Annotated in this window: 20 protein-coding genes, 1 tRNA gene and 1 other annotated feature; of the genes, 2 read left to right on the top strand and 19 right to left on the bottom strand. The window is 44.4% G+C overall.

What is annotated here, in order from left to right:
• Positions 1–45 precede the first annotated feature (45 nt).
• Positions 46–302 (bottom strand) — a binding site (T-box leader).
• Between the two features lie 131 nt (positions 303–433).
• The 19 genes from NST85_RS22930 to NST85_RS23020 all read right to left on the bottom strand — a co-directional run bounded on the left by NST85_RS22930 (position 434) and on the right by NST85_RS23020 (position 23,305).
• The gene (locus NST85_RS22930; RefSeq protein WP_341190493.1) at positions 434–1,669 is read right to left on the bottom strand and encodes a LysM peptidoglycan-binding domain-containing protein; all 1,236 of its coding nucleotides are present in this window, start codon (positions 1,667–1,669) and stop codon (positions 434–436) included.
• Positions 1,670–1,808: 139 nt separating this feature from the next.
• Entirely contained in the window at positions 1,809–2,711 is a 903-nt protein-coding gene (locus NST85_RS22935; protein WP_341190494.1) for an RluA family pseudouridine synthase, read from the bottom strand.
• The gene (hemL, locus tag NST85_RS22940) at positions 2,708–4,009 is read right to left on the bottom strand and encodes a glutamate-1-semialdehyde 2,1-aminomutase (protein ID WP_246054415.1); all 1,302 of its coding nucleotides are present in this window, start codon (positions 4,007–4,009) and stop codon (positions 2,708–2,710) included. Before hemL ends, NST85_RS22935 begins: the two co-directional genes overlap by 4 nt.
• A gap of 46 nt (positions 4,010–4,055) precedes the next feature.
• Positions 4,056–5,060, bottom strand: coding sequence for a porphobilinogen synthase (gene hemB / locus NST85_RS22945; RefSeq protein ID WP_127194698.1), 1,005 nt, complete (start codon positions 5,058–5,060; stop codon positions 4,056–4,058).
• 438 nt (positions 5,061–5,498) lie between these two features.
• A complete protein-coding gene (locus NST85_RS22950) occupies positions 5,499–5,672 on the bottom strand; it encodes a hypothetical protein (RefSeq protein WP_341190495.1) in 174 nt (57 codons plus the stop codon).
• Positions 5,673–5,891: 219 nt separating this feature from the next.
• Positions 5,892–7,439, bottom strand: a complete 1,548-nt coding sequence (gene cobA, locus NST85_RS22955; RefSeq protein ID WP_341190496.1) for a uroporphyrinogen-III C-methyltransferase — start codon at positions 7,437–7,439, stop codon at positions 5,892–5,894.
• A gap of 4 nt (positions 7,440–7,443) precedes the next feature.
• The gene (gene hemC / locus NST85_RS22960) at positions 7,444–8,415 is read right to left on the bottom strand and encodes a hydroxymethylbilane synthase (RefSeq protein ID WP_341191156.1); all 972 of its coding nucleotides are present in this window, start codon (positions 8,413–8,415) and stop codon (positions 7,444–7,446) included.
• Positions 8,416–8,418: 3 nt separating this feature from the next.
• Positions 8,419–9,066, bottom strand: a complete 648-nt coding sequence (locus NST85_RS22965) for a precorrin-2 dehydrogenase/sirohydrochlorin ferrochelatase family protein (protein WP_341190497.1) — start codon at positions 9,064–9,066, stop codon at positions 8,419–8,421.
• Positions 9,067–9,355: 289 nt separating this feature from the next.
• Positions 9,356–10,738 (bottom strand): glutamyl-tRNA reductase, encoded by a 1,383-nt coding sequence (gene hemA, locus NST85_RS22970; protein ID WP_341191157.1) that lies wholly within the window; start codon positions 10,736–10,738, stop codon positions 9,356–9,358.
• 209 nt (positions 10,739–10,947) lie between these two features.
• Complete coding sequence (speD, locus tag NST85_RS22975) at positions 10,948–11,346, bottom strand: adenosylmethionine decarboxylase (RefSeq protein WP_127194702.1); 399 nt, start codon at positions 11,344–11,346, stop codon at positions 10,948–10,950.
• A 360-nt stretch (positions 11,347–11,706) separates the two neighbouring features.
• Positions 11,707–12,294 carry a non-ribosomal peptide synthetase module gene (locus NST85_RS22980; protein ID WP_341190498.1) on the bottom strand — a complete coding sequence of 196 codons (588 nt, stop codon included), beginning with the start codon at positions 12,292–12,294 and terminating at the stop codon, positions 11,707–11,709.
• A 202-nt stretch (positions 12,295–12,496) separates the two neighbouring features.
• Positions 12,497–13,114 (bottom strand): ribosome biogenesis GTP-binding protein YihA/YsxC, encoded by a 618-nt coding sequence (yihA, locus tag NST85_RS22985; protein WP_127194704.1) that lies wholly within the window; start codon positions 13,112–13,114, stop codon positions 12,497–12,499.
• 15 nt (positions 13,115–13,129) lie between these two features.
• The gene (lon, locus tag NST85_RS22990) at positions 13,130–15,466 is read right to left on the bottom strand and encodes an endopeptidase La (protein WP_127194705.1); all 2,337 of its coding nucleotides are present in this window, start codon (positions 15,464–15,466) and stop codon (positions 13,130–13,132) included.
• Positions 15,467–15,610: 144 nt separating this feature from the next.
• On the bottom strand, positions 15,611–17,326 hold the full coding sequence (gene lonB, locus NST85_RS22995; protein ID WP_370877727.1) for an ATP-dependent protease LonB: 1,716 nt from the start codon (positions 17,324–17,326) through the stop codon (positions 15,611–15,613).
• A 195-nt stretch (positions 17,327–17,521) separates the two neighbouring features.
• A complete protein-coding gene (gene ispG, locus NST85_RS23000) occupies positions 17,522–18,643 on the bottom strand; it encodes a flavodoxin-dependent (E)-4-hydroxy-3-methylbut-2-enyl-diphosphate synthase (protein ID WP_127194706.1) in 1,122 nt (373 codons plus the stop codon).
• A gap of 113 nt (positions 18,644–18,756) precedes the next feature.
• On the bottom strand, positions 18,757–20,013 hold the full coding sequence (gene clpX / locus NST85_RS23005) for an ATP-dependent protease ATP-binding subunit ClpX (protein ID WP_127194707.1): 1,257 nt from the start codon (positions 20,011–20,013) through the stop codon (positions 18,757–18,759).
• A gap of 12 nt (positions 20,014–20,025) precedes the next feature.
• Positions 20,026–20,616, bottom strand: coding sequence for an ATP-dependent Clp endopeptidase proteolytic subunit ClpP (gene clpP, locus NST85_RS23010; protein WP_307400193.1), 591 nt, complete (start codon positions 20,614–20,616; stop codon positions 20,026–20,028).
• A 231-nt stretch (positions 20,617–20,847) separates the two neighbouring features.
• On the bottom strand, positions 20,848–22,182 hold the full coding sequence (tig, locus tag NST85_RS23015) for a trigger factor (RefSeq protein WP_341190499.1): 1,335 nt from the start codon (positions 22,180–22,182) through the stop codon (positions 20,848–20,850).
• Positions 22,183–22,375: 193 nt separating this feature from the next.
• Entirely contained in the window at positions 22,376–23,305 is a 930-nt protein-coding gene (locus NST85_RS23020) for a hypothetical protein (RefSeq protein ID WP_341190500.1), read from the bottom strand.
• 442 nt (positions 23,306–23,747) lie between these two features.
• On the opposite strand from NST85_RS23020, the gene NST85_RS23025 reads away from it, so the two are divergent.
• Positions 23,748–23,821: transfer RNA gene (locus NST85_RS23025), tRNA-Arg, on the top strand.
• Between the two features lie 280 nt (positions 23,822–24,101).
• Positions 24,102–25,462, top strand: a protein-coding gene (locus NST85_RS23030) for an IS1182 family transposase (protein WP_341188322.1) whose coding sequence is annotated in 2 segments (ribosomal slippage) — positions 24,102–24,672 and positions 24,672–25,462 — 1,362 coding nt in all. Because the reading frame shifts where the segments join, the coding sequence is not laid out codon by codon here.
• Positions 25,463–25,541 lie beyond the last annotated feature (79 nt).

Consider the following 25,541-nt stretch of genomic DNA (forward strand, 5'->3'; position numbering starts at 1 on the left):
GCCTGCATTACTTCACTTTGGTAGAAAACACAAAAAGCCCTCGTCTCAAAGGACGAAAGGCTTTACTTTCGCGGTACCACCTTTGTTTCACGCATAAATCTCCGCCTTCCTCAGGGATAACGGATATAGATTCGTGACACTCAATGCAGATAACGGCTGCTTGCCGGCCCGTTCTAACTTATAATGCTCAAACAGGCGACTCCCGGGCGACTTCGATCAGCTACATCCTACGGAATCTTTCAGCGATACAATTCCGCTCTCTGAAGGGTTTACTGCCTACTCTTCCCGTTCCAAGTCTTTAATAAGATATCCTAAATTCATCTATAACATCATAACTTGGATAGGTCCGAGAGTCAATATAACGACTTTCCTGTATAATTGACGAGCTTAAAAATAAAAAAACCTGCGCATCCGTAGCGCAGGAGACCTTATATTATGGGATGTAGAGCACTTGACCTTCTGATATAATCTGTTCGGACAAACGATTATAAAGTTGAAGCTCCCGGTTACTAAGATGGTATCGTTGGGCGATATCATCGAGCGTCTCTTCACGTTGAACAATGACGAGCTTCACTTTGCGAAAAGGAGTCTTCTCATCTACATTTCCGATGAACAAGTTTTTCCAGTATACTTCCTCGGTGTCTCTAGGTTCCGTACTAGATTCAGCTAATATTTCTTCCTCTTCTACCAAGGCTTCAACTTCACTACCTATTCGTTTGGAGGGCAATAGTTTAGTTATACCAAAACTATTTTCTTGTTCTTCATCGCTACCTTTTTTACTACCTACTGCAATTTTTAGTTCTTTCTTCTCTTCTACTTGCACCGATGCAACAGCTTCCAAGTCTTCTTGTACATCTTCTGTCGTCTCGAACTGTACCTCTGCATCAACAGGAATAGCATCCTCAGGTCCCAAATCAGCGGAAACCTGTTCATGCTGATGTTGTTCCGCTGCTTGCGCAATTTCCGCTACTTCAGCAGTTTGATTCACTCTAGAGGTAGTAAAAACTTTCTCTTTGAACCAAACGTTACTATTCGATTCAGGGGTATACTCCGGTTCTGCTACCACTTCCACTGATTCAGGAACTCCATATTCCTTGTCCGCCCATAGTGTCGGTGACAACAACTCGGAGGAATCCTCTGTCCACGACAAAACTTCTTCAGCGTCTTCCTGCTCGTCCGTATCCCGACCTTCAGAGGACTCTTCTGTCAAACCAAACTGCGGAATTTCCGCATCACTCCGGTTATCCTGCACCGTATCATGTTCGGCAGTAAATTCCCTTCCTCCCCACTCGCGCCTCTCCGTCACCAAAGAGGAGGTCTCAATTCCTTGCAGCGATAGAACGCCTGTGATATTCAAACTGCGGGCGCTAAGAAGATCAACATCGAAATTCTCAATTTCTACTGCGATATCCTCCAGCCGATTCACTCGACTGAGCGGAATCGTGATTTCCACTGGAATCCAGTGCTCTAATTCGCGAGTTTCCCCCTCCCCGCGGTATAACCCCGACAACAGCAAATGCCCGCGAAGCGCGGCGTACTCTTCACCGGGAATGACCTGAATTTTCGGGTAAAGTTCAATCTCCTCCAACTCATCAATACCAATTACATCATCCGATAAATGAACGCGTTCATAAATATCGAATCGCAGTCCGTAGGATTGATCAACCAAGAGCAATTACCTCCTTTCAGCATATCCAAACATGATTTTTCATCCATAGCTGTTCATGATCCAAATCATCGCTCGTTTTATTTATATGCTTAAAAAAAGAGTGCATGCCTTATTTTTACGTATCTCTCTCCTATGTTTCTTAGCCCTGTAATTGCTCGTGTAAAATGGTCATAGCGCTAGGCCACGGATCCACCACATCAATCATTTCTCCACTTAATGGATGCCTGAAGGAGAGCTTCTCACCGTGAAGCGCTTGATGAGGAATTAAGGCTGTACTTCCTCCGTATATTGAATCTCCAACCAATGGATGTCCTACATGACTCATATGGACGCGAATTTGATGTGTTCGTCCTGTCTCTAGCGTTAGGCGAACCAGACTTGCCGAAGGATAAATCTCTAGCACTTCGACTCGTGTTACCGCATGTTTCCCCGTAGGAGAAATCCGCCGCCGTTGATTATGATGTCGATCCTTGCCAATAGGCTGATCTATCACTTGAAGCTTAGAATCAACTACTCCTTGGACAAATGCGACATAACTCCGACCGATTTCTTTACATGCCATCGCTTCATCCAACTTGAGCTGAGCATAGTCATTTTTAGCATACAAGACCGGCCCCGAGGTATATTCATCTAGTCGATGAATATGCGCAGGCGCAACCACCTCATTTCTCACTGAGTATAGAGCGGACACTATGTTAGCTAGCGATGGTTGTCGCTCCATACCATCTGGATGGACTTTGATCCCCGCAGGTTTATGTACAACAAGACAGAAGTCATCCTCGTACAGTATGGTTAAATCTTGGTTATAGGGTTCATATTGAGATTTCTTGGGTGGGAAAAGCCGCAGACGAAGTCGATCACCTGCGAGCTTAATCCCTCCGTCAGACTCTAAAGACTGCAACAGTTTGGGTGGAGCTCCTAACACATCTTTTAGCCAGATAAGCGCCGCTGTGAGGCGGTCACCGTTCTCTGGTGGAGTCAACTTACCAGGAGTTAGTTCCAACCACTCTCCGCGTTTCTGACTTACTATGCGTGGACTCATAATTTTTGCAGGGCAAGACGATGGGCTTCAATCGTAATATCGATATCCTCGTCCGTATGAACGCCAGATACAAACATACCTTCAAACTGAGACGGAGCTATATTGATACCCTCTTCCACCATCGCCGCAAAATATTTACGGAAGGAAACCAGATCACTATTCTTAGCCGTGTCATAATTGATAACCTTATCAGATGTAAAGAAAGGACATACCATAGATCCAACACGATTAATACTGCACGGAATACCACGTTCCTTAGCATTGGCTTCTATACCAGCCGCAAGCTTCGCCGATAAGCGCTCCAGTCGATCATATACTTCGGGTGTCAATAACGATAATGTAGTAAATCCTGCTGTCATCGCCAGTGGATTACCGCTCAACGTACCTGCCTGATAGATAGGACCTGTTGGCGCAATTTGCTGCATGATCTCACGCTTACCACCGTAGGCACCCACTGGAAGTCCTCCTCCGATGACCTTACCAAGACAAGTCAGGTCAGGTGTAACACCATATAGACCTTGAGCACAATTCATATGTACCCTAAATCCAGTCATGACTTCATCAAAAATAAGCAGACTACCGTATTCTGTCGTCAGTCGGCGAAGTCCCTCAAGGAAACCTGGTAGCGGTGGTACGACGCCCATATTACCGGCTACAGGCTCAACAATAATTCCTGCAATTTCTTCACCGAAACGTTCAAAAGCTAGTTGAACAGATTCGAGATCATTGTAAGGAACCGCAATGGTATTTGCAGCAACACCTTCAGGTACACCTGGGCTATCTGGAAGACCTAACGTGGCAACGCCGGAACCCGCTTTGATCAATAAACTATCTGCATGTCCATGATAGGAACCTTCAAATTTCATGATTTTATTGCGTCCGGTATATCCTCTAGCAAGCCGAATCGCACTCATCGTCGCCTCTGTCCCGGAATTCACCATTCGTACAATGTCGATGGATGGCACTCTCTCTGCCACAAGTTTGGCCATCTTCGTCTCCAGCAGCGTTGGCAGACCGAAGCTTGTCCCTTTCATCGCTGTCTCCTGTAATGCTTTGACTACCTCCGGATGGGCATGTCCCATAATAAGTGGGCCCCACGATCCCACATAGTCGATATATTGATTACCATCAATATCATAAATTCGTGAACCTATACCATGATCCGCATAAATCGGTGTTAACCCAACGGATTTAAAAGCCCTAACCGGACTGTTAACTCCCCCAGGTAAATAGTTTTGGGCTTCTTCAAAGGCTACCCGTGAAAGTTCTTCACCCTGTCTTCCAATTGTTTCACTCACTTCAGATCCACTCCCCATCCTAATTAATATGCTACATTACTGCATGTTATCTATCGCTACGTAACCAGCGTGCTACATCCTTGGCAAAGTACGTAATAATAATATCCGCTCCCGCGCGCTTCATCCCGAGCAGCATTTCCATCACAATCGCCCGTTCATTAATCCAACCATTTTGAGCTGCTGCTTTTACCATGGAATATTCGCCACTAACATTATAAGCAACAAGAGGGAGATCGAATTGATCACGTAACATACGTATGATGTCCATGAACGCCAAAGCCGGCTTAACCATTAGCATATCAGCACCTTCTAGCACATCTGACTCCGCTTCTCGAAGCGCTTCCCGTGCATTAGCAGGATCCATTTGATATGTCTTACGGTCTCCGAATTGTGGAGCAGAATCAGCAGCCTCCCGGAATGGACCGTAAAAAGCCGAAGCGTACTTTACTGAATACGACATAATCGGAATATAATTGAATCCTGCCTCATCCAAACCTGAACGAATGGCTTGCACGAATCCGTCCATCATATTAGAAGGGGCAATAATATCAGCTCCCGCCTTTGCTTGAGATACTGCAGTACGCACCAACAATTCGAGTGATTCATCATTTAGCACATCTCCGCATACATGACCATCACGTTCAAAGGTATGGACCATACCACAGTGCCCGTGATCCGTGAATTCACAAAGACATGTATCCGCCACAACGAGCAAGTCGGGATATAGTGATTTGATCTTACGCGTAGCTTCCTGAACAATGCCATTATCAATAAACGCTGGGGTACCAACGCTATCCTTACTCTCCGGAATACCGAATAATAATACGGCTGGTATACCCAAATCTACAATTTCCTTCACTTCCTGTTCAAGTGTATCTAGAGAAAAATGAAACACACCTGGCATAGAAGAAATTTCATTCCTCACACCGCTTCCATAAGTCACAAAGATCGGCTGTATCAAATCATCCACAGTGAGCACTGTTTCGCGAACCATACCACGAATAGCCGCAGACTGACGTAAACGACGATGTCTTACGATTGGAAAAGTCATTATATTTTGTTCCTCCTTAGTTATTATTGATCCCATCCCTCCCAAACCCTCCCTTGTCTTAAGGGAGGGCCCCAAGGGCTGCTGCCCTTTGGATACCCGCTTAGGAAACGTGGGAGGTAGAGAGACGCTCCTGCTCGCTGTCCCCTTCGGGGATGCGCTATACTTTTGTGCGTGGAACGCTTTTCCCCCTTCGGGTACGTCTTACTTTAGATGCTCCTGGGTTACCATGAAACATGTTGCAGAATTCTGCTACTTTCTCCTCACCCGCGCCACTACCTGCTGAAAGCCGCTTTTCTCCCCTACGGGGCACGCTCTACTTCTAACGAACTACTGAAACTGACGCTGTCCTCCTTCGGAGGATTCGCGTCAGTTTCTTCGATACTAATGAATTGAAATTGGGCGTTATTTCGTATGCGAAGCCGAAATAAGGTCTAATTATCACTCTTTTTTACTTACTTGGTGTAAGTAGTTGGTTGCCATAACGTAGCGAAGAAGACGGAATTGTTCTGAAGAAGCGGCAGCGTTCGCCTTTGTCATCGGATTTCTAAGTTGAATTAAAGATAGTAATCCAGCGGAGAAAGCGAAATGATTCTGAAGAAGCGAAGCGTTCACCTTTGTCCCCGAATTTCAACCTTGTAAAATAGTTCAATCAAGAAATTCGGGGACAACAGTGATCGTAAGAACATTTCGCTGTCGCAGCTTAATTACAATCTATAGTCCTACTTATAAAAGAAATCTGAGGGCAACAGCGATCGTAAGAACATTTCGCTATCGCAGCCCCATCGCAATCAGCAGATCATCTTATATAAGAATTCCTAGCATCCTTCAAACTTACACCTTGGAAGTCCTCGCCTTCCATTGGCATAACGCCTCAACAAGGCTATCAATCGTGGCCTCTTCAGCCAATAAGGTAACGTTCAGACCAGCCTCCTCGGCAGTCTTCGCAGTTAAGGGGCCAATACAAGCAATCTCAGCGCCGCTTAATGCTTGAACGGGATCGGAAATCCCCATTCTTTTGAGGGCGCCTATTAGATTGGTCACAGTTGAAGAACTCGTAAATGTAACCGCATGGATGCCGCCTTCTTCAATCAGTTTGAGCAGCTCATCATCTTCTTCTCCAGTTGGTACTGTCTCGTACATAACGGCTTCTGTCACAGATAGTCCATTCTCACGAAGCACCCCAGGAAGCCACGTGCGAGCCAGATCACCTCGCGGCAATAGCACTTGCTGTCCTGCCAACATCTCATCACCGTAAGCTTCAAACATACCTTCAGCCTGATAACTACCCGGTAACTCTTCGGCAACAATCCCTCGCAGCCTCAGCGCTTCCTTTGTCGCTGGTCCAACAGCAGCAATACGTGCCTTATGCAACGAACGGATATCTTGTCCCAGTTTCTCCAGGTGCTTAAAGAAATACTCCACTCCATTCACACTAGTGAAGAATACCCAATCATACTCAGCAAGACATCCCAGTGCGGTATGACTTTGTAATAAATCTACTTCGTTTCTAGGCATGACGACTTCTATGACAGGAAACTCATATGGCTCACCGCCCAAATCCTCAATCCGGTTAACGAGCTCACTTGCCTGCGAACGGGCACGGGTTACGAGAATCCGTTTGCCAAAGAGTGGCATTGACTCCGCCCATTTCAACTGCTCACGTTGGTTAACCACCTCTCCGACCACGATGACAGCAGGTGGCTGAAAATTTGCCTCGCGTACCTTTTCTTCGATATCAGCTAGTGTTCCCGTCAATGTATCCTGCTCAGCACGCGTTCCCCAACGTACAAGTGCCACGGGAGTATCCGGTGATCTGCCATAGGTAATTAGTTGTTTGCTTATGTATCCAATTTTAGCGACACCCATCATGAATACTAACGTACCCGTAGCATTTGTTACCTTCTCCCAGTTTATAGACTGGTCCAACTTCTCTGGGCTTTCATGCCCGGTAATAATGGACAGGGAAGAGGCAATATCGCGATGCGTGACCGGAATCCCCGCATAGGCTGGCACTGAAATAGCCGCTGTTATGCCTGGAACAATTTCATAAGGTATCCCGTGTTTCCGCAATAGTTCGGCCTCTTCTCCAACCCGTCCGAAAATTGTTGGATCCCCACCCTTTAAACGAACGACGGTTTTACCCGTCAGAGCCAAATCAACCAGAAGCTGATTTATCTCTTCTTGCTTCATGGTGTGTCGGTCAGGTCTCTTTCCGACATATACTTTCTCTGCTCCGTACTTCATTCTCTTCAAAAGGCTAGGATTAGCCAGTCGATCGTAGACAATCACATCGCCTTTTTCAATACAGTCCATCCCTTTAAGAGTAATCAACCTGGCATCGCCAGGCCCCGCACCTACTAGGTAAACCTTCCCCGTCATAACGTCACTCCCTGACTTCCGCCAATATTTCGTCTGCCCCTCTGGAAATAAGTCTCCAGGCTACTTCTTCACCCAATCGAATAGGATCCTTTCCCATAAGGGTCTCCTTAATAATGGTTCGCCCATCTGGATAGCCAACCATTCCCGTTAGCATAATGCGCGGAGAATCCCCATCCACATCAGAACTCGCTCCCCCTACATCATGAATCAAAGTTGCATATGCCCCAATTGGAACTTGGCAGCCCCCATTCAGCACACTAAGAAACTTACGTTCTGCCTTCACAGTTAACTCTGCTTCCTTATCGTTATACAACGACAGAAGGTGACGTATTTCCGTATCCGCCTCACGACACTCAATTCCAAGGGCCCCTTGACCCACGGCTGGAAGACAGACATCCACCGGTAGGAAAGAAGTAATCCTATCTCCCCAGCCCATCCGATATAATCCTGCAGCAGCAAGAATGATGGCATCAAATCCTTCTTCATCCAACTTACGTAGCCGAGAATCGATATTTCCACGGATCGGCTCAATGTTCAAATCCGGACGAAATGCCAAGAGCTGACTACAACGACGCAGGCTGCTCGTACCAACCTTAGCTCCTTGTGGGAGGCTCTCAAGACTATATCCCCGGCTTGAAATCAAAGCATCCCTAGGATCTACCCTTACAGGAGTTGCCCCGTTTACTAGACCTTCCTGAAGTTCCGAGGGCATATCCTTCATGCTATGCACAGCCAAATCAATCTCACCGTCTAGCATGGCTTGTTCAATTTCCTTTACAAACAGCCCTTTCCCTCCTACTTTGGACAATGTCACATCCAAAATCCGGTCACCCTTTGTAATGATCTTACGGACTTCAAAATCAAACGGTAGAGAATGCTCCTCACAAAGGAGCTTCAATGTATCAATTACCTGCCCCGTTTGTGTTAAAGCCAGCTGGCTCTGTCTAGTACCCACCACAATCGTACGTTTCATCATCATTTATACCTCCCGATACTCTGAAATCCACGAAGTGATTTCTTCTTCGCTCCAAGGACGAAAATTACCCTCCCGAATTTCTGTCAAAATGTCCATCTCCGCCAGCAATTTGAACAGCGATTGTCGCTGTGAACCATCAGGTACTAGCTCTTTAATAAACGCTCTTACATTGCTAATAAAATCTATATATGTCTCATATTCATCACCATATTGCTTATCAATTTCGTGGCAAAGACTTCGTGCTATCCTCGGTCCCGCCCCAGAAGTAGATACAGCAATAATTAATTTCCCACGTCGTATCATACTAGGGGTAATGAAAGAACCTCGTTCACCATCTCCGGCATGGTTAACTGGTATACGGAGCGCTGTTGCCTCCATTATGACAGCCTCGTTAACTGCGACCTGATCCGTAGTAGCAAAAACCAGTCTCGCTCCTTCCAGGTCGCCCTCGATGTAACCACGCTCAAACCACGAGATCACCCCTTCGGTATGACGGGACTTTAACCACGGTGTCAACTTGTGGCTAATCACAACAATTTCGGCTTTCCCCTCAAGTAATGAAGATACCTTGCGTTCAGCTACCCTGCCGCCCCCCACAATAACAATACGCCAACCTTCGCAATTCAGCATGATGGGAATATATTGAGGCATCGTCATTTCCCTCCGGTCCCACCATGGTAGGCGGACGACAAATTTTAAACACATAATTATAATGATAATAGCATACTCCACCATTATCTATTTTTCCATCAGTGGACCTCATTAATGAGCAATATGGGATCGGTAAATAAACAAGAAACCCTGGCCTATCCGATTCACACCCGCGTTGCCATGAAGGCAATTCGAGTAAAGAAACAGCAAGCTCAGGGTATCTGAGAAACTAATCCGGTCCGGTTATACACTCAATAATAATTAGTCTTGGTTAGCTATCACCATATTTCTAACCCGAAACCAATGATAGTGGAGCTTTATCAAGAAGAGAGAGTATATTCTCCTGAACATCTTGAACTTCCTGAGAAGAATCCTTCTCACAGTCTACATCCATTTGGGCATCTAGCTGTTCTTCCAAAGCGAAAATTTGCGTAAAAGTCTTTAGCGCCTCAGCGCCTCCCTTTTCTCCCGCCATTTCCTTAACTCGGTTAATTGGATCGTGCATCATCTGATTAACTATACTTTTCGTCAATCGCCGTATTATTTTACGCTGGCGCTCATCCAGCTCTGGAAGTTTGTTGAACAGACTGTCCATTGTACTTTCGTGGATGGAGGATGATTTCTCCTGCAGTGCACGAATGACTGGCTTAACGCCCAATGTTTCTATCCATTCGTCAAACAACTTTAATTCTTCCTCAATCATAACCTCTATTTTGATCGATTCGGTGCGACGCATTTCCATGTTGCTTTCCACAATACCTTCCAAATCATCAATATCATACAAAAATACATTCTCCAAATCACCTATTGAAGGATCTATATCGCGTGGTACCGCAATATCAATCATAAACAAAGGACGATCAGGACGCATTTTCATACTATTTGCCACCTGGGAGGCCGTAACAACATATCCTTCAGAGCCCGTAGAACTAATAAGAATATCAATATCTTTCAGCCGCTGAAAAGCTTCCTGCATTGTACAGGGAACTCCATCAAACTTTGATGCTAGTTCCTGAGCGCGTCCAAAAGTACGGTTAGCTACGAGTACTTCCTCAGCACCACCTCCGCTGAGATGTTTGGCTGTTAACTCACTCATTTTACCGGCACCAAGAATCAAAACTCTCTTACCATTAAAGCTACCGAATATGCGTTTCCCAAGCTCCACAGCCGCATAACTTACAGAAACGGCATTTTCGCCGATTGCGGTTTCCGAATGCGCCCGCTTACTGAGTGTAATGGCTTGCTTAAATAGCATATTGAACCAAGTTCCCGTTCCATTCAGGTTTTGCGATAATAAGAAGGCGCTTCGCACCTGACCTAAAATCTGTGTCTCACCTAGAACCATCGAATCTAGTCCACAAGCGACCCGGAACAAATGATCTATCGCTTGTTTATCTTCATACATATATAAATGTGAAGTGAACTCCTCACGAGGAACTCCAAACCACTTCTCCATGAAACTTCGAATATAATATTCACACATATTCAGCCTGTCTACGACCACGTAAATTTCTGTACGGTTGCAGGTAGCTAATATGACACCTTCCAATACACTCTTGGTACGTTTCAGTTCTTGCAGTGCCTGTGGCATGTCACTATCTGTAAAAGAAAAACGCTCCCTAACTTCCACTGGCGCTGTTCGATAATTTAACCCAACTGCGATGACGTGCATTGCAAGTTCACCTGCCTCGTAAAAATATACATGCATCATTCCCTAATAAATATTGTTAATTATATCACAGAGAAATAATGTTTCCTTGAGACTTCGGTGAGCTTTTTATGAACTATTTATGAAACAAGGCCATTTCTTATCCTTTTTACTTCATAAAAAAATAACCATGGAACATTTCCATGGTTATTCTATCCAGCTTAGTATTATCTTTATACGAGTTCCACTTGATTCATAACAGGTGTTACGACTTCAAGTTCACCCAAACCGCGAATTAATTGCTTCGCGAATATTTTGTCCGGTTTCAATACGGACACCAGGTAATCGATCGCAAGCTGTGGATCAACAGTCTCCCCACAAGTGTAACAATCAATTGCAGCAAACCCTCTCTCAGGATACGTGTGAATCGAGAGGTGGCTCTCCGACAGCAATACAAGTACTGTAGCCCCTTGTGGCTCAAATTGCTTCGATTGCATTGACAGTATCGTAGCTCCGCAAGATTCGGCAGCTTCCACCAAATGCTCCTGCAACAGGTCCGCATTGTTCAATACCTCAAAGTCTACTCCCCAAGTATCAACAGCAACGTGTCTTCCGAAAGTTGAATATTCCATCTTTCGGTTCCCCCTTCCTAGGAATAAAATGTTTGAAAAATTTCATCCGCTAGGACCTACGTCATTCACTTCCCGAGGGAAAAATCTCTCGCAACATCTCCATGTCCTGAGTGAATCCTGGTTCCTATATTCTTTTCAACGAGATTAAAAATAACATCTATTAGCGACAAATGCAACCCTTTTTTAAAACCATCTACATAAAAAATGCTCAAGAGTGTGAACATATTCCAAATGAAACTCGCCTTACTTACACCTTAGCGCATTCTCCAGGTCCTAAAAAAACTACCCTAGATAACAGGTAGTTTTCTTCAATACCTTATGTTGCTTCAGCTCATTCTGTGACAATCGTCTAAGTAAACCTTACGCTTCTAGTACAAATAAGCGGCGGGTATGCTGACGAAGTTCTCCATCAATTCGTCCCACTTCATGAGAGTCTTGAGTGACAATACGTAAATCGAGCAGAGCATTAATACTTTTATGAATGAGATCGATCTCTAATTCCACATCATTATTACGATAAATCCGTTGAAGCTCCCCAACTGTGTCCTTATGTTCGTAAATTAGTTTGTGAGAATCACGTGAGTATTCCTCAATTTTGCGAACTCGACCTTCTTGATAATAATACATCATCATGAATCCATTATAAATTCTTGTAACCATACCCGAACCTTTAAAAGTCGAGAACAAAAGTCTCATGACGTTGGTTAAGTGAGGTTTTTCCAAGCGGAAAGACAATTCACAGACGTAATTACCGTCTCTGCGGTCAAAGGGCAGATGGACTTCTTCACCACCGTCATCCTCCAGCACCACCACTTGCCCGCCATTATCGAGTACTTTTACTCGCTGACGTACGTGTGGATCGTACACTTTATGAATAAACTGCGACACCTGATCTTCCGACAAACGTAAACTGGCATTAACATATTCTGTGGCTAACCGCTGAGCCATAAAAATCTCCTCAATTCTTTTAGCAATCCTTTAAAAATATTATACACTACTCATTAAAGCATTTGCTCAGCGATTAAAACGTGAATTCCTGCCATTTTTCAGAAAAAAACGGATTAAGCCGTTCTTAGCTCCAAAAATCCCCCTGCATGCTCACTTTCCTACCGAAACTTCTCCAAATCCCTTTGTGATCCATTATCATTTTTCATTCTTCCGTGATATTCGGTCCAAGATCCTCATTCTTCATATGCTGTTTGATATGACTCCAAAGCTCATCTTTGCCGATGCCTTCTTCGGAAGAGAACATGATAAATCCATCGCCAGCACGCATCGCCAGTGCTTCTCTGATCAATTTAAGATGTTTTGGCCACCGTGATCTCGGTATTTTGTCAGCTTTTGTCGCAACAACACATACCGGCATATCGTAGTGTTTCAACCAATCGTACATCAATTCATCGTCCTTGGAAGGAAGATGCCGCAAGTCTACAATAAGTAATACAAGACGAAGTGTCTCACGATCCAAGAGATACTTCTCGATCATTTCGCCCCATACCTGACGTTTCGTCTTAGATACCTTTGCATATCCGTAACCTGGGAAATCGACGAAATACACTTCATCATTAATTCTGTAATAATTCAAGTGTTGCGTTTTACCTGGGGTTGAACTTGTTCGCGCCAAGTTCTTGCGATTAATCATTCGGTTAATAAGTGAGGATTTCCCCACATTGGAGCGACCTGCCAGAGCAATCTCTGGCAAGCCGTCAACAGGGTATTGATCTGGACCTACTGCGCTAATTACAAATTCTGCATTTACTACTTTCATTCTTATAATTCCTCTCTAGAGCACTCCGGATTGTTCCACGAGTGCATGTTCCAGTACCTGATCCATGTGGGACACCGGCACAAAAACAACGTCTTCCTTCACACTGTCCGGGATGTCCTTTAGGTCTCGTTCGTTATCCATAGGGAGTAGTATTTTTTTGTAGCCGGCCCGATGAGCTGCGAGCGATTTCTCTTTCAGTCCACCAATCGGCAATACCCGACCACGGAGCGTAATTTCACCCGTCATCGCCACATCTTTCGAAACATAACGGTTCGTTAGTGCGGAGATGAGTGCGGTAGCAATTGTAATACCAGCAGACGGTCCGTCTTTCGGAATCGCTCCTTCTGGAATATGAATATGAATATCGTTCTTCTCATGAAAATCAGGGGCAATACCAAGTACTTCCGCCTTTGAACGTGTATAACTAAAAGCAGCTTGAGCTGATTCTTTCATCACATCCCCAAGTTTACCGGTAAGAGTTAACTTGCCCGTTCCCGGGACAACTGTAACCTCAATAATTAAGGTCTCTCCGCCAACCTCAGTCCAAGCAAGTCCAGTCACAGTGCCAATCTGATCTTCTAACTCTGCTACACCATGGCGGAACTTTGGAATACCTAGATAATCTTTAATATCCTCAGGAGTAATAACTACCTGTTCCTTGCCTCCTGACACTATACTCTTGGCAACTTTCCGGCATAAAGCCGCAATTTGCTGCTCAAGATTACGCACACCGGATTCACGGGTATATTCCCTAATCGTCCGAAGCAGTCCATCTTCGCCAATCTCAAGTTGTTCTGGTTCAAGACCATGCTCCCTCTTCTGTTTGGGCAACAGGTATCTGGTAGCAATTTGCAGCTTCTCAAGTTCAGTATAACCAGGAATATATAGCATTTCCATCCGATCCAATAAAGGACGAGGGATGTTATGAACCGCATTAGCAGTCGTCACAAACATGACGTTCGATAAATCAAACGGCAATTCGATAAAGTGATCACTAAATGTATTGTTCTGCTCTGGGTCTAGAACTTCAAGTAAGGCTGATGACGGATCCCCGCGGAAATCGGAAGCCATCTTATCAATCTCATCCAACAATACAACGGGATTTAGTGTACCTGCCGTCTTCATTCCCTGAATAATACGTCCAGGCATGGCACCAACATAAGTTCTCCGATGACCACGGATTTCCGCTTCATCCCGGACACCACCAAGTGAGATACGAACAAATTCCCGATTCAAGGAACGTGCAATGGAGCGTGCAAGTGATGTCTTACCCACCCCAGGTGGCCCAACAAGACAGAGAATAGGTCCTTTTAACTTCTTCACTAGCTTCTGTACAGCCAAATATTCAAGTACCCGTTCCTTAGGCTCATCTAGTCCATAATGGTCTTCGTTCAGAATTTGCTCCGCTTTGGTTAGATCTAAATCTTCTTCCTCCGCATTGCTCCATGGTAAACTGAGCAACCATTCAACATAATTGCGGATCACACCGCCCTCAGCTGAACTTGTAGGCATCTTCTCTAACCTGTCGATTTCCTTCTCAACTTTTTCACGGACTTTGTCAGGCAGGCCTTTCTCTTCGAGCTGTGCTCGAAGTTCTTCTACTTCACCCGTGCGACCTTCCTTTTCGCCTAATTCCTTCTGAATCGCCTTCATCTGCTCGCGCAAATAGTATTCCTTCTGTGTCTTCTCCATCTGCTTTTTAACACGTTGATTGATTTTGCGTTCGAGCTCCAGAACTTCCCGCTCGTTATTCAAAATATCCAGCAGCTTCTCTAACCGCTTTCTAACATCAATAGTCTCCAATATTTCCTGTTTGTCCTTGATTTTGAGCGACAGATGGCTCGTAATCACATCAGCAAGACGCCCAGCCTCTTCGATATCTGACACCGCAGCAAGCGTTTCAGGGGTCACCTTCTTGGACAAATTGATATAATGTTCAAATTGAGTAAGCACCGTGCGCATCAAAGCATCCACTTCAGGATCTTCGGTTTCTTCTTCCGGTCGCTCCTGAGCAAACACTTCGTAATATTCTTCATTCTCTAAATACTCTAAAATTTCAGCGCGCTCCATACCTTCCACTAGCACCCGGATTGTACCGTTGGGTAGTTTCAGCATTTGCCGAACTTTTGCTACAGTACCGATTCGAAAAATATCTTCCTGTGTCGGCTCTTCAATGTTCACTTCAGATTGAGAACATAGGAGAATTAAATTATCGTCAACCATCGCCTTTTCCAGCGCCTTTACGGATTTCTCCCGCCCTACATCTAAATGCAAAACCATGCTCGGGTAGACGAGAAGGCCGCGTAAAGGAAGCAAAGGAAAACGACGGCCCTTGGATTTAAGAGTTCCCATCGTTTATGCACCTCCAAACGTTCTCGTTAAAGATCATTCCTATTTTAGCAAATGTTACATTAAAACACCAACGAAGGACGGCTGCGAAATGCAGCCGCCCAGAGATGTAAGCAACATTATATACACGCTGAACCTTCAAATAAACTATAGGCTTCCATTTGGTGGTGGTGATTCCGCATGCAGAAACGGCCCAGGTGCAGGTGCAAACAAGTCGGCAACTGATGACAAACCAAAGTCCTTCTCTGCTTCGGGTCCAAATACATGGCGGAACACCTCAGTAACGGTTTCAACAGGGATGACTTTCAAACCCTCTAGACCCTCAAATAAAGTTTGCCAATTATCCTTCGGGATAAGCACTGTGGTCGCACCAGCCTGAAAAGCTGCCTCAACTTTAGCTACAACACCACCGACAGGCTTCACTTTTCCATGTATACCTATCTCTCCAGTCATTGCAATGCGACGATCAACAGGAACCTTCTTAATCGCCGATGCTACAGCCGTAGCAATAGCTAAACCCGCTGAAGGACCATCAATTGGCGTTCCACCAGGAAAATTAATGTGCAGGTCATACCTAGAGATTTCAAGACCAATCCTCTTCAACACCGTAAGTACGTTCTCCACGGAACCTCTAGCCATACTTTTTCGGCGAAGTGTTCTATTTCCTCCACCTATCTCTTCTTCATCTACAACTCCAGTAATGTTATAGGTTCCTCTACCTTTTTCGACCTGAACAGCGGTAGCTTCAATCTCCAGCAAAGTCCCCATATTGGGACCATATACTGCAAGACCATTTACTACTCCAATTTCCGATTGATCAGGAATCTTACGATCCGGGCGTGGTGTAAGCTGACTACTTGTTGCTACCCATTCCAGATCACCCGCTAGCATATAATCACGCTTCTCTGTCAATGCGAGCCCCGCTGCAAGCTGCACCATATTGACAGCTTCCCGGCCGTTTGTAGCATACTTCTTGATGACATCAACTGCCTCAGGGCAAGGCTTGAATCCTATTCGCTTCACCGCATCCTCTGCAATCTGAGCAATTTCATCTGGAAGGAGTGGTCTGAAATAGACCTCCATGCAGCGAGACCGCAACGCAGGTGGAATATCTTGCGAAGAACGAGTTGTAGCACCAACAAGGCGGAAGTCTGCTGGAAGCCCATTCTGAAAAATATCATGGATATAGGCTGGAGTCCCTGTATCTTCAGAACTGTAATAGGCACTCTCCAAATATACTTTACGATCTTCTAATACCTTTAACAGTTTATTCATCTGAATACTGTGTAGTTCACCGATCTCATCTATAAATAAGATACCACCATGTGCCTTCGTAACGGCCCCCGGCTTGGGTTGGGGAATACCTGCAACTCCCATTGCACCCGCCCCTTGATATATAGGGTCATGTACAGATCCAATTAACGGATCCGCAATTCCACGCTCATCAAATCTCGCGATAGTAGCATCGATCTCCAGAAACTTAGCATCACCTTTGAACGGTGAACTCGGATTTTTCTTGGCTTCCTCCATCACGACCCTAGCTGCCGCGGTCTTGCCTACCCCAGGCGGACCATAGATAATAACATGCTGCGGATTAGCGCTACACAACGCCGCCTTCAGTGCACGCAGTCCATCCTTTTGACCAACAATATCATTTAACGTAGACGGTCTCGTCCGTTCGGATAACGGCTTAGTAAGCGAGACTGCTCGTAGTTTGCGCAATTTCTCCATTTCCTTACGTGACTCTCGGTCTACCGCAGTGCGATTTCCTTTCTGGCTACGAAGCTGATTCCAGAAATAGAGGCCGATCACCACAGCAAAAAACATTTGCACGGCGATTAGGATTACATTGATATCTATCATACTTAAGCCTCCCACAATTCGACTGATACATGGTAGTATAGCCTTTTCCCTCCATCATAAAACGCGAATTATGAAGATACTTTTTATTTTTTGAAAATTACGGGTTAGATTGATAATGATGCGGTATCTCTCTAATCAAATATGAAAAGAGCCGTAAACTGCACGAAACGCGCAGCCTACGGCTCTTTTGTTCATTTATTTAGAAGATACTTCACGATGTTCTTTCCGCCCTGGAATTTCCCCCGTTGCCTCAAATACTTCAACGATGTGATCGATCTCTTTCTTCAGTTCAGACAAAAGCTCATCCTCCGGTACCTTTCGGATCATTTCTCCGTATCGGAACAAGAGACCTTCACCTCGAGCCCCGGCAATACCGATATCCGCTTCGCGGGCCTCACCAGGTCCGTTTACCGCGCATCCAAGCACCGAAACTTTGATAGGCACTTTTAAATTTGCAATATATGCTTCGACCTCATTGGCGATGGAGAAAAGATCGATATCAAGGCGTCCACAAGTCGGACAAGAGATAAGTGTAGCAGCATTCGTAATTAACCCAAATGTTTTGAGCAACTCACGGGCAACTTTCACTTCTTCAACTGGATCAGCACTGAGAGAAATCCGCAAGGTTGACCCTATCCCCATGGACAATAGAGCTCCTATTCCTGCTGCACTTTTCACTGCGCCAGTGAATAAAGTCCCTGCCTCAGTAATACCAAGATGAAGTGGATAAGGAATCACTTTAGCCGCCTGGGAATATGCTGCAATTGCCATCGGTACATCAGATGCTTTCAAAGATACAATGATATCATGAAAATCCAATTCCTCTAATATGCCGATATGAAACAAAGCGCTCTCTACCATCGCTTCAGGCGTTGGATAGCCATATTTTTCGAGGAGATGATTCTCTAATGAACCTGCATTAACGCCGATTCGAATCGGAATTCCCTTTTCTTTGCATGCATTAACAACAGCTTCAACTTTCTCACGTCGGCCAATGTTTCCTGGATTGATTCGTACTTTATCAATTCCGTTCTCAATAGCTAGCAAAGCGAGCTTATAATTAAAATGAATATCAGCCACGAGCGGTATATGAATTTGTTTCTTGATTTCTTTGATCGCGGCAGCCGCTTCTTCGTTGTTTACTGTCACACGAACTAACTGGCAGCCCGCTTCTTCCAACCGAAGAATCTCAGCCACCGTTGCTTTAACATCAGCCGTCTTTGTAGTACACATACTCTGAATGATCACTTCATTACTTCCGCCAATCACCAAATTACCGACTTTGACAGCCCGCGTATCTTGTCTCAAGAATGTCATTTCATACCTCTCCCATAACGTCAAAGCTCCACCCCCGTAAGTAAAGCCAGCTAGGGGCTCACTCTACAAAGGTGGAGAATTCAACATCTATTTTGTCACGTGTAAAATTATCTTCACGCGCTCTCTTCTTGCTTCTTATTCTTCTTAGTTTCCAACTCAGGAATCGTCTTCTCGATGACGACTTTCTCCGTAATAACGCAATCGGTAACATCTGCGCGAGAAGGAACCTCATACATTACATCAAGCATCAATGCTTCAATGATCGCACGGAGTCCACGAGCGCCTGTATTCCGCTTAATTGCTTCACGGGCAATCGCTTCAAGAGCTTTTGGCTCAAATTCCAATGTTACATTGTCGAGCTCAAGTAGCTTCTGATATTGCTTAACCAGAGCATTCTTCGGCTCAGATAGAATCCGAACAAGTGTAAGCTCATCTAGCGGCTCTAGTGTGGAAATAACCGGTAAACGCCCTACAAACTCAGGAATCAATCCGAATTTGAGCAAATCTTCTGGTAGAACCATCGATAGATGCTCACCTGGCTTCAGATCTTTCTGTCCATCACTAACCGCATTAAAACCAATCACTTTCTTACCAACACGACGCTTGATCATTTGCTCAAGGCCATCAAATGCCCCACCACAAATAAACAAAATGTTCGTCGTATCAATTTGAATAAATTCCTGATGCGGATGTTTACGTCCTCCTTGAGGAGGTACCGATGCTACAGTCCCTTCCAATATCTTCAGGAGTGCCTGTTGTACACCTTCTCCAGAAACATCACGGGTAATCGAAGGGTTCTCAGACTTACGCGCAACTTTATCAATTTCATCGATATAAATGATTCCGCGTTCTGCTTTTTCCACATCATAATCTGCTGCCTGAATTAACTTCAGCAAAATATTCTCTACATCCTCACCGACATAGCCGGCTTCTGTGAGCGAAGTAGCATCTGCTATTGCAAACGGCACATTTAAAATTTTGGCCATGGTTTGAGCCAACAATGTCTTACCGGAACCTGTTGGTCCTAGCAATAAGATGTTACTCTTCTGTAGCTCCACATCTTCAATCTTGCTACCTGTATTCACACGCTTATAGTGATTATAAACTGCTACAGAGAGAGATTTCTTCGCCAAATCCTGACCAATAACATATTGATCCAAAATATCGCGGATTTCTTTTGGTTTTGGAATCTCTTTGAGATCAAGTTCTTCTTCGTGTCCGAGTTCCTCTTCGACGATCTCCGTGCACAATTCGATACATTCATCACATATATAAACGCCCGGTCCGGCCACAAGCTTACGTACTTGTTCCTGCGATTTACCGCAGAAAGAACACTTCAGTTGTCCCTTTTCATCGTTAAATTTAAACATGTAAACACCCCTTTATGATTTGATCGGCTTATTGATGACTTCGTCGATGATCCCGTAGTCCTTAGCCTCTTCCGCGCTCATGAAGAAGTCGCGGTCCGTATCGCGCTGAATCTTATCAAGGGGTTGACCCGTACGATCCACATATATCTGGTTCAGCTTTTGTCTCGTTTTGATAATCCATTCTGCGTGGATTTTGATATCAGATGCCTGGCCTGACACACCTCCGAGTGGTTGGTGAATCATAACCTCACTGTTTGGTAAAGCAAACCGTTTACCTGGCGCACCTGCTGTAAGCAGAAGCGACCCCATACTCGCAGCCATCCCCATACATATCGTTGAAACATCTGGGTTGATAAGTTGCATAGTATCATATATCCCCATCCCAGCAGTAACAGAACCCCCTGGTGAATTGATATACAAATGAATATCCTTCTCAGGATCCTCGGCTGCTAAGAACAACAGTTGAGCAATTACGAGATTGGCAACGTCATCGTCAATCGCGCTGCTTAGAAAAATGATGCGATCTTTGAGAAGTCTTGAGTATATATCGTAAGACCGTTCTCCCCTATTTGTTTGTTCTACAACCATAGGCACCAGATTCATGTGACCAACCTCTTTTCCTATTCGATTTCTGCGCTTACAGAAGTATTCTACCATGTTCAAAGTCACATGTCATTTTTCACACATTACAGTTTATGTCGCCCGGAACACAATATATTACCTTTGGTCTGCTTCGGGTCCACTTGGAAATATATGTATCCTAAAAAAGAGATAAATCAAGGCACGCATTAAATATACGTGCCTTGAAGCAATACTTGTTGTTATTAGGTAATGTTATTCAGCAGACTCTTCAGTCTTAGCAGCTTCTGCTTGCTCAGCAGGAACTTCTTTGCTGTTCTCAATCAAGAACTGAATCGTTTTGCGTAGAGTAACATCTTCGTTCAAACTATTTAGTGAACCATTAGCTGCAAGAATGTTAAGGATATCTTCTGCTGAACGCTTGTACGCCACAGCCATATCAGCTACTTCTTTGTTGATTTCTTCTTCAGTAGCTACGATACCTTCAGCTTTTGCGATGGCTTCCAAGACAAGGTTGTTGCGAACGCGTTTTTGAGCGTCGCCTTTCATTTGTTCTTGAAGGTCTTCGATCGTTTGACCAGAGAAGTTAAGGAACATTTCAAGGTTCATTCCTTGGGAGTGAAGACGATTGTCGAAATCACGTACCATGTTTTGAACTTCGCTTTGTACCATTGCTTCTGGAATCTCAACTTCAGCATTGTCGCCTACTTTATCAACAACAATACCTTCGCGAACGGAGAGTCCTTCTTTTTCTTTGCGAGCCAACAATTGTTTCTTCAGATCTTCTTTGTACTCTTCAAGAGTATCAAATTCACTAACATCTTTAGCAAACTCATCGTCTAGTGCAGGCAATTGTTTGCGTTTGATTTCATGTACCTTTACTGCGAAGACAGCTTCTTTGTTAGCTAGTTCAGCTACTTGGTAAGCTTCTGGGAAAGTCACGGTAACATCTTTGAAGTCTCCAGTTGCTAAGCCAACCACTTGCTCCTCGAAGCCTGGAATAAATGTGTTGCTTCCAAGTTCCAAAGAATAACGTTCTGCTTTGCCACCTTCGAAAGGTACACCATCTACAGAACCATCAAAGTCGATTACAACTGTATCGCCATTTTGAGCCGCTTCTTCGTCAAGTACAACGAGTTCAGCGTGACGTTGTTGTAGACGCTCAAGTTCTTGACTCAATTCCTCATCACTAACTTCTAGGTTTTGTGCAGGCACTTCGATGCCTTTATAGTCGCCAAGTTGAACTTCAGGTTTCACAGTTACTTTTGCTTTGAATTTGAAAGTTTCGCCTTTGCCAAACTGTTCAACGTCTACTTCAGGACGGTCAACCGGGAAAATTTCCACTTGGTCAATAGCCTCACCGTAAACTTCAGGAAGCAAAATGTCGATTGCATCTTGATACAAGCTTTCTACACCGTAACGTGCTTCGAAAATAGGCCGTGGTACTTTACCTTTACGGAATCCAGGTACATTAGCTTTCTTAGCTACCTTTTGAAACGCTTTATCCAGTGCAACGGAAACGCGTTCCGCGTCTACTTCTACCTCAAGAACCCCAAGGTTCTTTTCTATTTTTTCCCAAGTTGCTTTCATTTTATGCCTTCCCCTCCAAATTTCACTATACTATACTGAAATACTGAAACCGAATCGCGGTAAAACAGCTATCAAGGTTTCAGTATAGCTGTCCTTATAACACGATCAGAATAACCATTATATTATAAACAACAATACATCATTTTACAAGAGCAAGTACTGCAACTTCCAGAGTGAGTATTATTCCCCATAATCAGGACTTTGTTCCAATAGAAACAAACTGTTTCATAGAGCGATAAGCCTGTTCATAACGCAAACGCATACTATCTGTAATCCCATAGAGACTACGGATCTCTTCGTCATTCTTGTCATCGGACAGAGTTTCCGACACAATCGTATGCAGTGCTCCTGCCCATACATCTAAGATTGAATCGCCCTCACTAAGTATGGAGCGATAATTCATAGTCCCATACACTCCCATAATAAATTGGTACCATAACTCTTGAGCAAAATAAAGTAATGTCGGATTATGAATCCCTGTGTGTTGTTCAACTCTCTCCAACACTTCCTGCACAGGAGGTGGGAAATCAGCGGGTTTCAACGGTACTTGATCCAATTCAACTTCTACTTCTTCTCCTCCACGCTGAAACCTAATTAAGCCTTGTGAACCCCTGCGATTCAATATTTGTAGGATACGATACTGCAACAATGGATGCAATTCACTCCGATTCAACCACAAATGAAGGGTTTCGTCAATTTCAGACATATCGACATAAGTTAACTGCTCCAACGCAAGAAAGCTATGTTCTGACATTGGTCTTTCCATAACAGCTTGCAGTAGCTTCTTTGGATAGTCTTTATCCTCAGCAATCTTAGCATCCATATGTCTTCTGGCTAGTTGCTCTTCGCCTTCTTCTTCAGCAATTTCTAAATCATCATTATTCAGAGATTGAGGGAAGGCGCTCATCAACCACTCTAACAGAGCCTGCCATTCTTCATAATGCCTTGGATCCTGTCCTTGGCATTGTAGTAAAAACTTGAGTAATTCAGCAGCCTCTCCGTATCTTTCCGTTTCCAACATCCTTGTAAGCTCAATCTGGTAGTAATCCAGAGTCTTGGGGAATAGGACTATATTATCCTTATTATCCGATTGAATTCCGCTGATAAGGACACCTCCCTTCATCTAAACTGTCAAACTATAATTATCAATTGTAGATTATAGCATAGACACCTCACCCGATGAAAATTCATGTTGTAACTCACGCCCTAATTCAGCCATAAATTCCCATATAATGTTTCGTCAAAAAAGGAATCAACCCCTTAATCAGTGCTTGACGTACACAGACATCATTCTAACGGAACTGAGAGGCCTTATTTCTTCCAAATGATGTTCTCATGAATGAATATGATCAAATAACGTTTGCTGGTTCCGTTAAAATCCAGAAACGTGGAATAAACCGCAATAAGGTCGTCTGAGTTCCGTTACAGAGATTCGCAATCAACTTCGATTGTTGGTCAAACGCTATTTTTGATTTTGATTCAAAATAAGATTAATATAAAGTCCTTGATTAATGTTTGTGTATATGATAAGATATTTTTTGCTTGAATTTTTTATTTGTTATCATGTCTCAGTAGCTCAGCTGGATAGAGCAACGGCCTTCTAAGCCGTCGGTCGGGGGTTCGAATCCCTCCTGGGACGTAATTAGAAAGAGTCCACTTTTGTGGACTCTTTCTTGCGTTCTGGGGATGAGAACCCCAAATGGGGTTCGTCGGAGCATCAACTGCGTTAGCATAATCATCGCAGTCTCGACCAAAGGGAGAGTACCCCGACTGGCACGTAATATAAAGAGAGTCCACTTCTGTGGACTCAGGCTGTCGAGAAAGTCTCGACAGCCTTCTTTATGAATTAATTATTTAAGACGACACCGCGTTAATGTTGTATAATATAGGTAACTATTATAGAACGGATGGTGTTCTGTATGCTACGTTCCAACCGAGAAAAACAACAAGTCTACGAGTTTGTTTCCATAGAAGATTTGGTCCCGCAAGATCATTTGCTGCGCAAAGTAGATAAACATATCGACTTTTCCTTTATCAATGAAAAAGTTCGGCCCTTGTACTGTGCGGATAATGGACGACCCGCGATTGACCCTGTTGTTTTGTTTAAGATGATATTTCTCGGATACTTTTATGGCATTCGTTCCGAACGCCAATTAGAACGTGAAATTCAGACCAATTTAGCTTACCGATGGTTTCTAGGCCTCGGATTAACAGATAAAGTGCCCGACCATACAACTATTAGCTGGAATCGGCGAACTCGGTTTAAAGGTACGAACATTTTTCAGGATATTTTCGATGAGATTGTCTTGCAGGGCATTTCCCACCGGATGGTTGGCGGACGTGTTCTGGTGAGTGACTCTACCCACGTGAAAGCAAATGCGAATAAACACCAGTACACAAAACAGCAAGTGCTGCAAAATACCAAAGATTACGTGGACGAGCTAAACGCCGCCGTTGCAGAAGACCGGAAAGAGCACGGAAAAAAGCCCTAAAACCTAGAGAGGAAGTGACTGAGGACAAAGAAATTAAAGTAAGCAAGACGGATCCGGACAGCGGATATATGATTCGGGATGGCAAACCAGAGGGCTTCTTTTATCTGGACCACCGCACGGTGGATACAAAGTACAATTTTATTACGGACGTGCATGTCACACCGGGAAATGTCCATGATTCTGTTCCCTATTTGTCGCGTTTGGACCGTCAGCGAGAACGTTTTAAATTTGAGGTCGAAGCTGTTGCATTAGATTCAGGTTATTTAACTACGCCAATTTGTCGAGGTTTACAAAGCAGAAATATTTTCGCGGTAATTGCTCACCGAAGATTTCATCCGAAGCAAGGTTTGTTTCCGAAATGGAAATTCACGTTTGATGCAGAGCGAAATATTTACGTCTGCCCTGCAAGCCATGAATTGGGTTACCGAACCACAGATCGCAAGGGTTATCGGCAGTACGCGTCCGATCCAGAGCATTGCAAGAACTGTCCCTTGCTGGACCAATGTACGCAATCCCGAAACCACCGGAAGGTGGTAACCCGACATGTTTGGGAAGACAGCAAGGACTGGGTACGGAATAACCGGCTCAGCAAGTCCGGCAAACAGTTATACCGTAAACGAAAAGAAACGATAGAGCGAAGCTTCGCGGATGCTAAAGAGCTCCATGGGTTTCGCTATTGCCGTTTGCGAGGGCTACCAAACGTCAGAGAACAAGCACTGATGACGGCAGCCGTACAGAATATGAAGAAGATGGCGATCCACCTGGATCGCCTGGAGTACCGGGTTTAAACCCCTAGTTTCCCGATTTTATATCTGCCAAAATAAAAAGAGAAACCCGATGTCATGAAAATGACTGGGTTTCTCGACA

The organism is Paenibacillus sp. FSL K6-2524 (assembly GCF_038005525.1).
GTDB classification, from domain to species: Bacteria; Bacillota; Bacilli; order Paenibacillales; family Paenibacillaceae; genus Fontibacillus; species Fontibacillus anaericanus.

Excerpts from the sequence above, each read along its gene's own strand:
- NST85_RS22935 (WP_341190494.1), bottom strand. The coding sequence starts at position 2,711 with ATGAGTCCACGCATAGTAAGTCAGAAACGCGGAGAGTGGTTGGAACTA.
- hemB (WP_127194698.1), bottom strand. The coding sequence starts at position 5,060 with ATGACTTTTCCAATCGTAAGACATCGTCGTTTACGTCAGTCTGCGGCT.
- cobA (WP_341190496.1), bottom strand. The coding sequence starts at position 7,439 with ATGACGGGGAAGGTTTACCTAGTAGGTGCGGGGCCTGGCGATGCCAGG.
- hemC (WP_341191156.1), bottom strand. The coding sequence starts at position 8,415 with ATGATGAAACGTACGATTGTGGTGGGTACTAGACAGAGCCAGCTGGCT.
- NST85_RS22965 (WP_341190497.1), bottom strand. The coding sequence starts at position 9,066 with ATGCCTCAATATATTCCCATCATGCTGAATTGCGAAGGTTGGCGTATT.
- hemA (WP_341191157.1), bottom strand. The coding sequence starts at position 10,738 with ATGCACGTCATCGCAGTTGGGTTAAATTATCGAACAGCGCCAGTGGAA.
- speD (WP_127194702.1), bottom strand. The coding sequence starts at position 11,346 with ATGGAATATTCAACTTTCGGAAGACACGTTGCTGTTGATACTTGGGGA.
- NST85_RS22980 (WP_341190498.1), bottom strand. The coding sequence starts at position 12,294 with ATGGCTCAGCGGTTAGCCACAGAATATGTTAATGCCAGTTTACGTTTG.
- yihA (WP_127194704.1), bottom strand. The coding sequence starts at position 13,114 with ATGAAAGTAGTAAATGCAGAATTTGTAATTAGCGCAGTAGGTCCAGAT.
- lon (WP_127194705.1), bottom strand. The coding sequence starts at position 15,466 with ATGGGAACTCTTAAATCCAAGGGCCGTCGTTTTCCTTTGCTTCCTTTA.
- lonB (WP_370877727.1), bottom strand. The coding sequence starts at position 17,326 with ATGATAGATATCAATGTAATCCTAATCGCCGTGCAAATGTTTTTTGCT.
- ispG (WP_127194706.1), bottom strand. The coding sequence starts at position 18,643 with ATGACATTCTTGAGACAAGATACGCGGGCTGTCAAAGTCGGTAATTTG.
- clpX (WP_127194707.1), bottom strand. The coding sequence starts at position 20,013 with ATGTTTAAATTTAACGATGAAAAGGGACAACTGAAGTGTTCTTTCTGC.
- clpP (WP_307400193.1), bottom strand. The coding sequence starts at position 20,616 with ATGAATCTGGTGCCTATGGTTGTAGAACAAACAAATAGGGGAGAACGG.
- tig (WP_341190499.1), bottom strand. The coding sequence starts at position 22,182 with ATGAAAGCAACTTGGGAAAAAATAGAAAAGAACCTTGGGGTTCTTGAG.
- NST85_RS23020 (WP_341190500.1), bottom strand. The coding sequence starts at position 23,305 with ATGAAGGGAGGTGTCCTTATCAGCGGAATTCAATCGGATAATAAGGAT.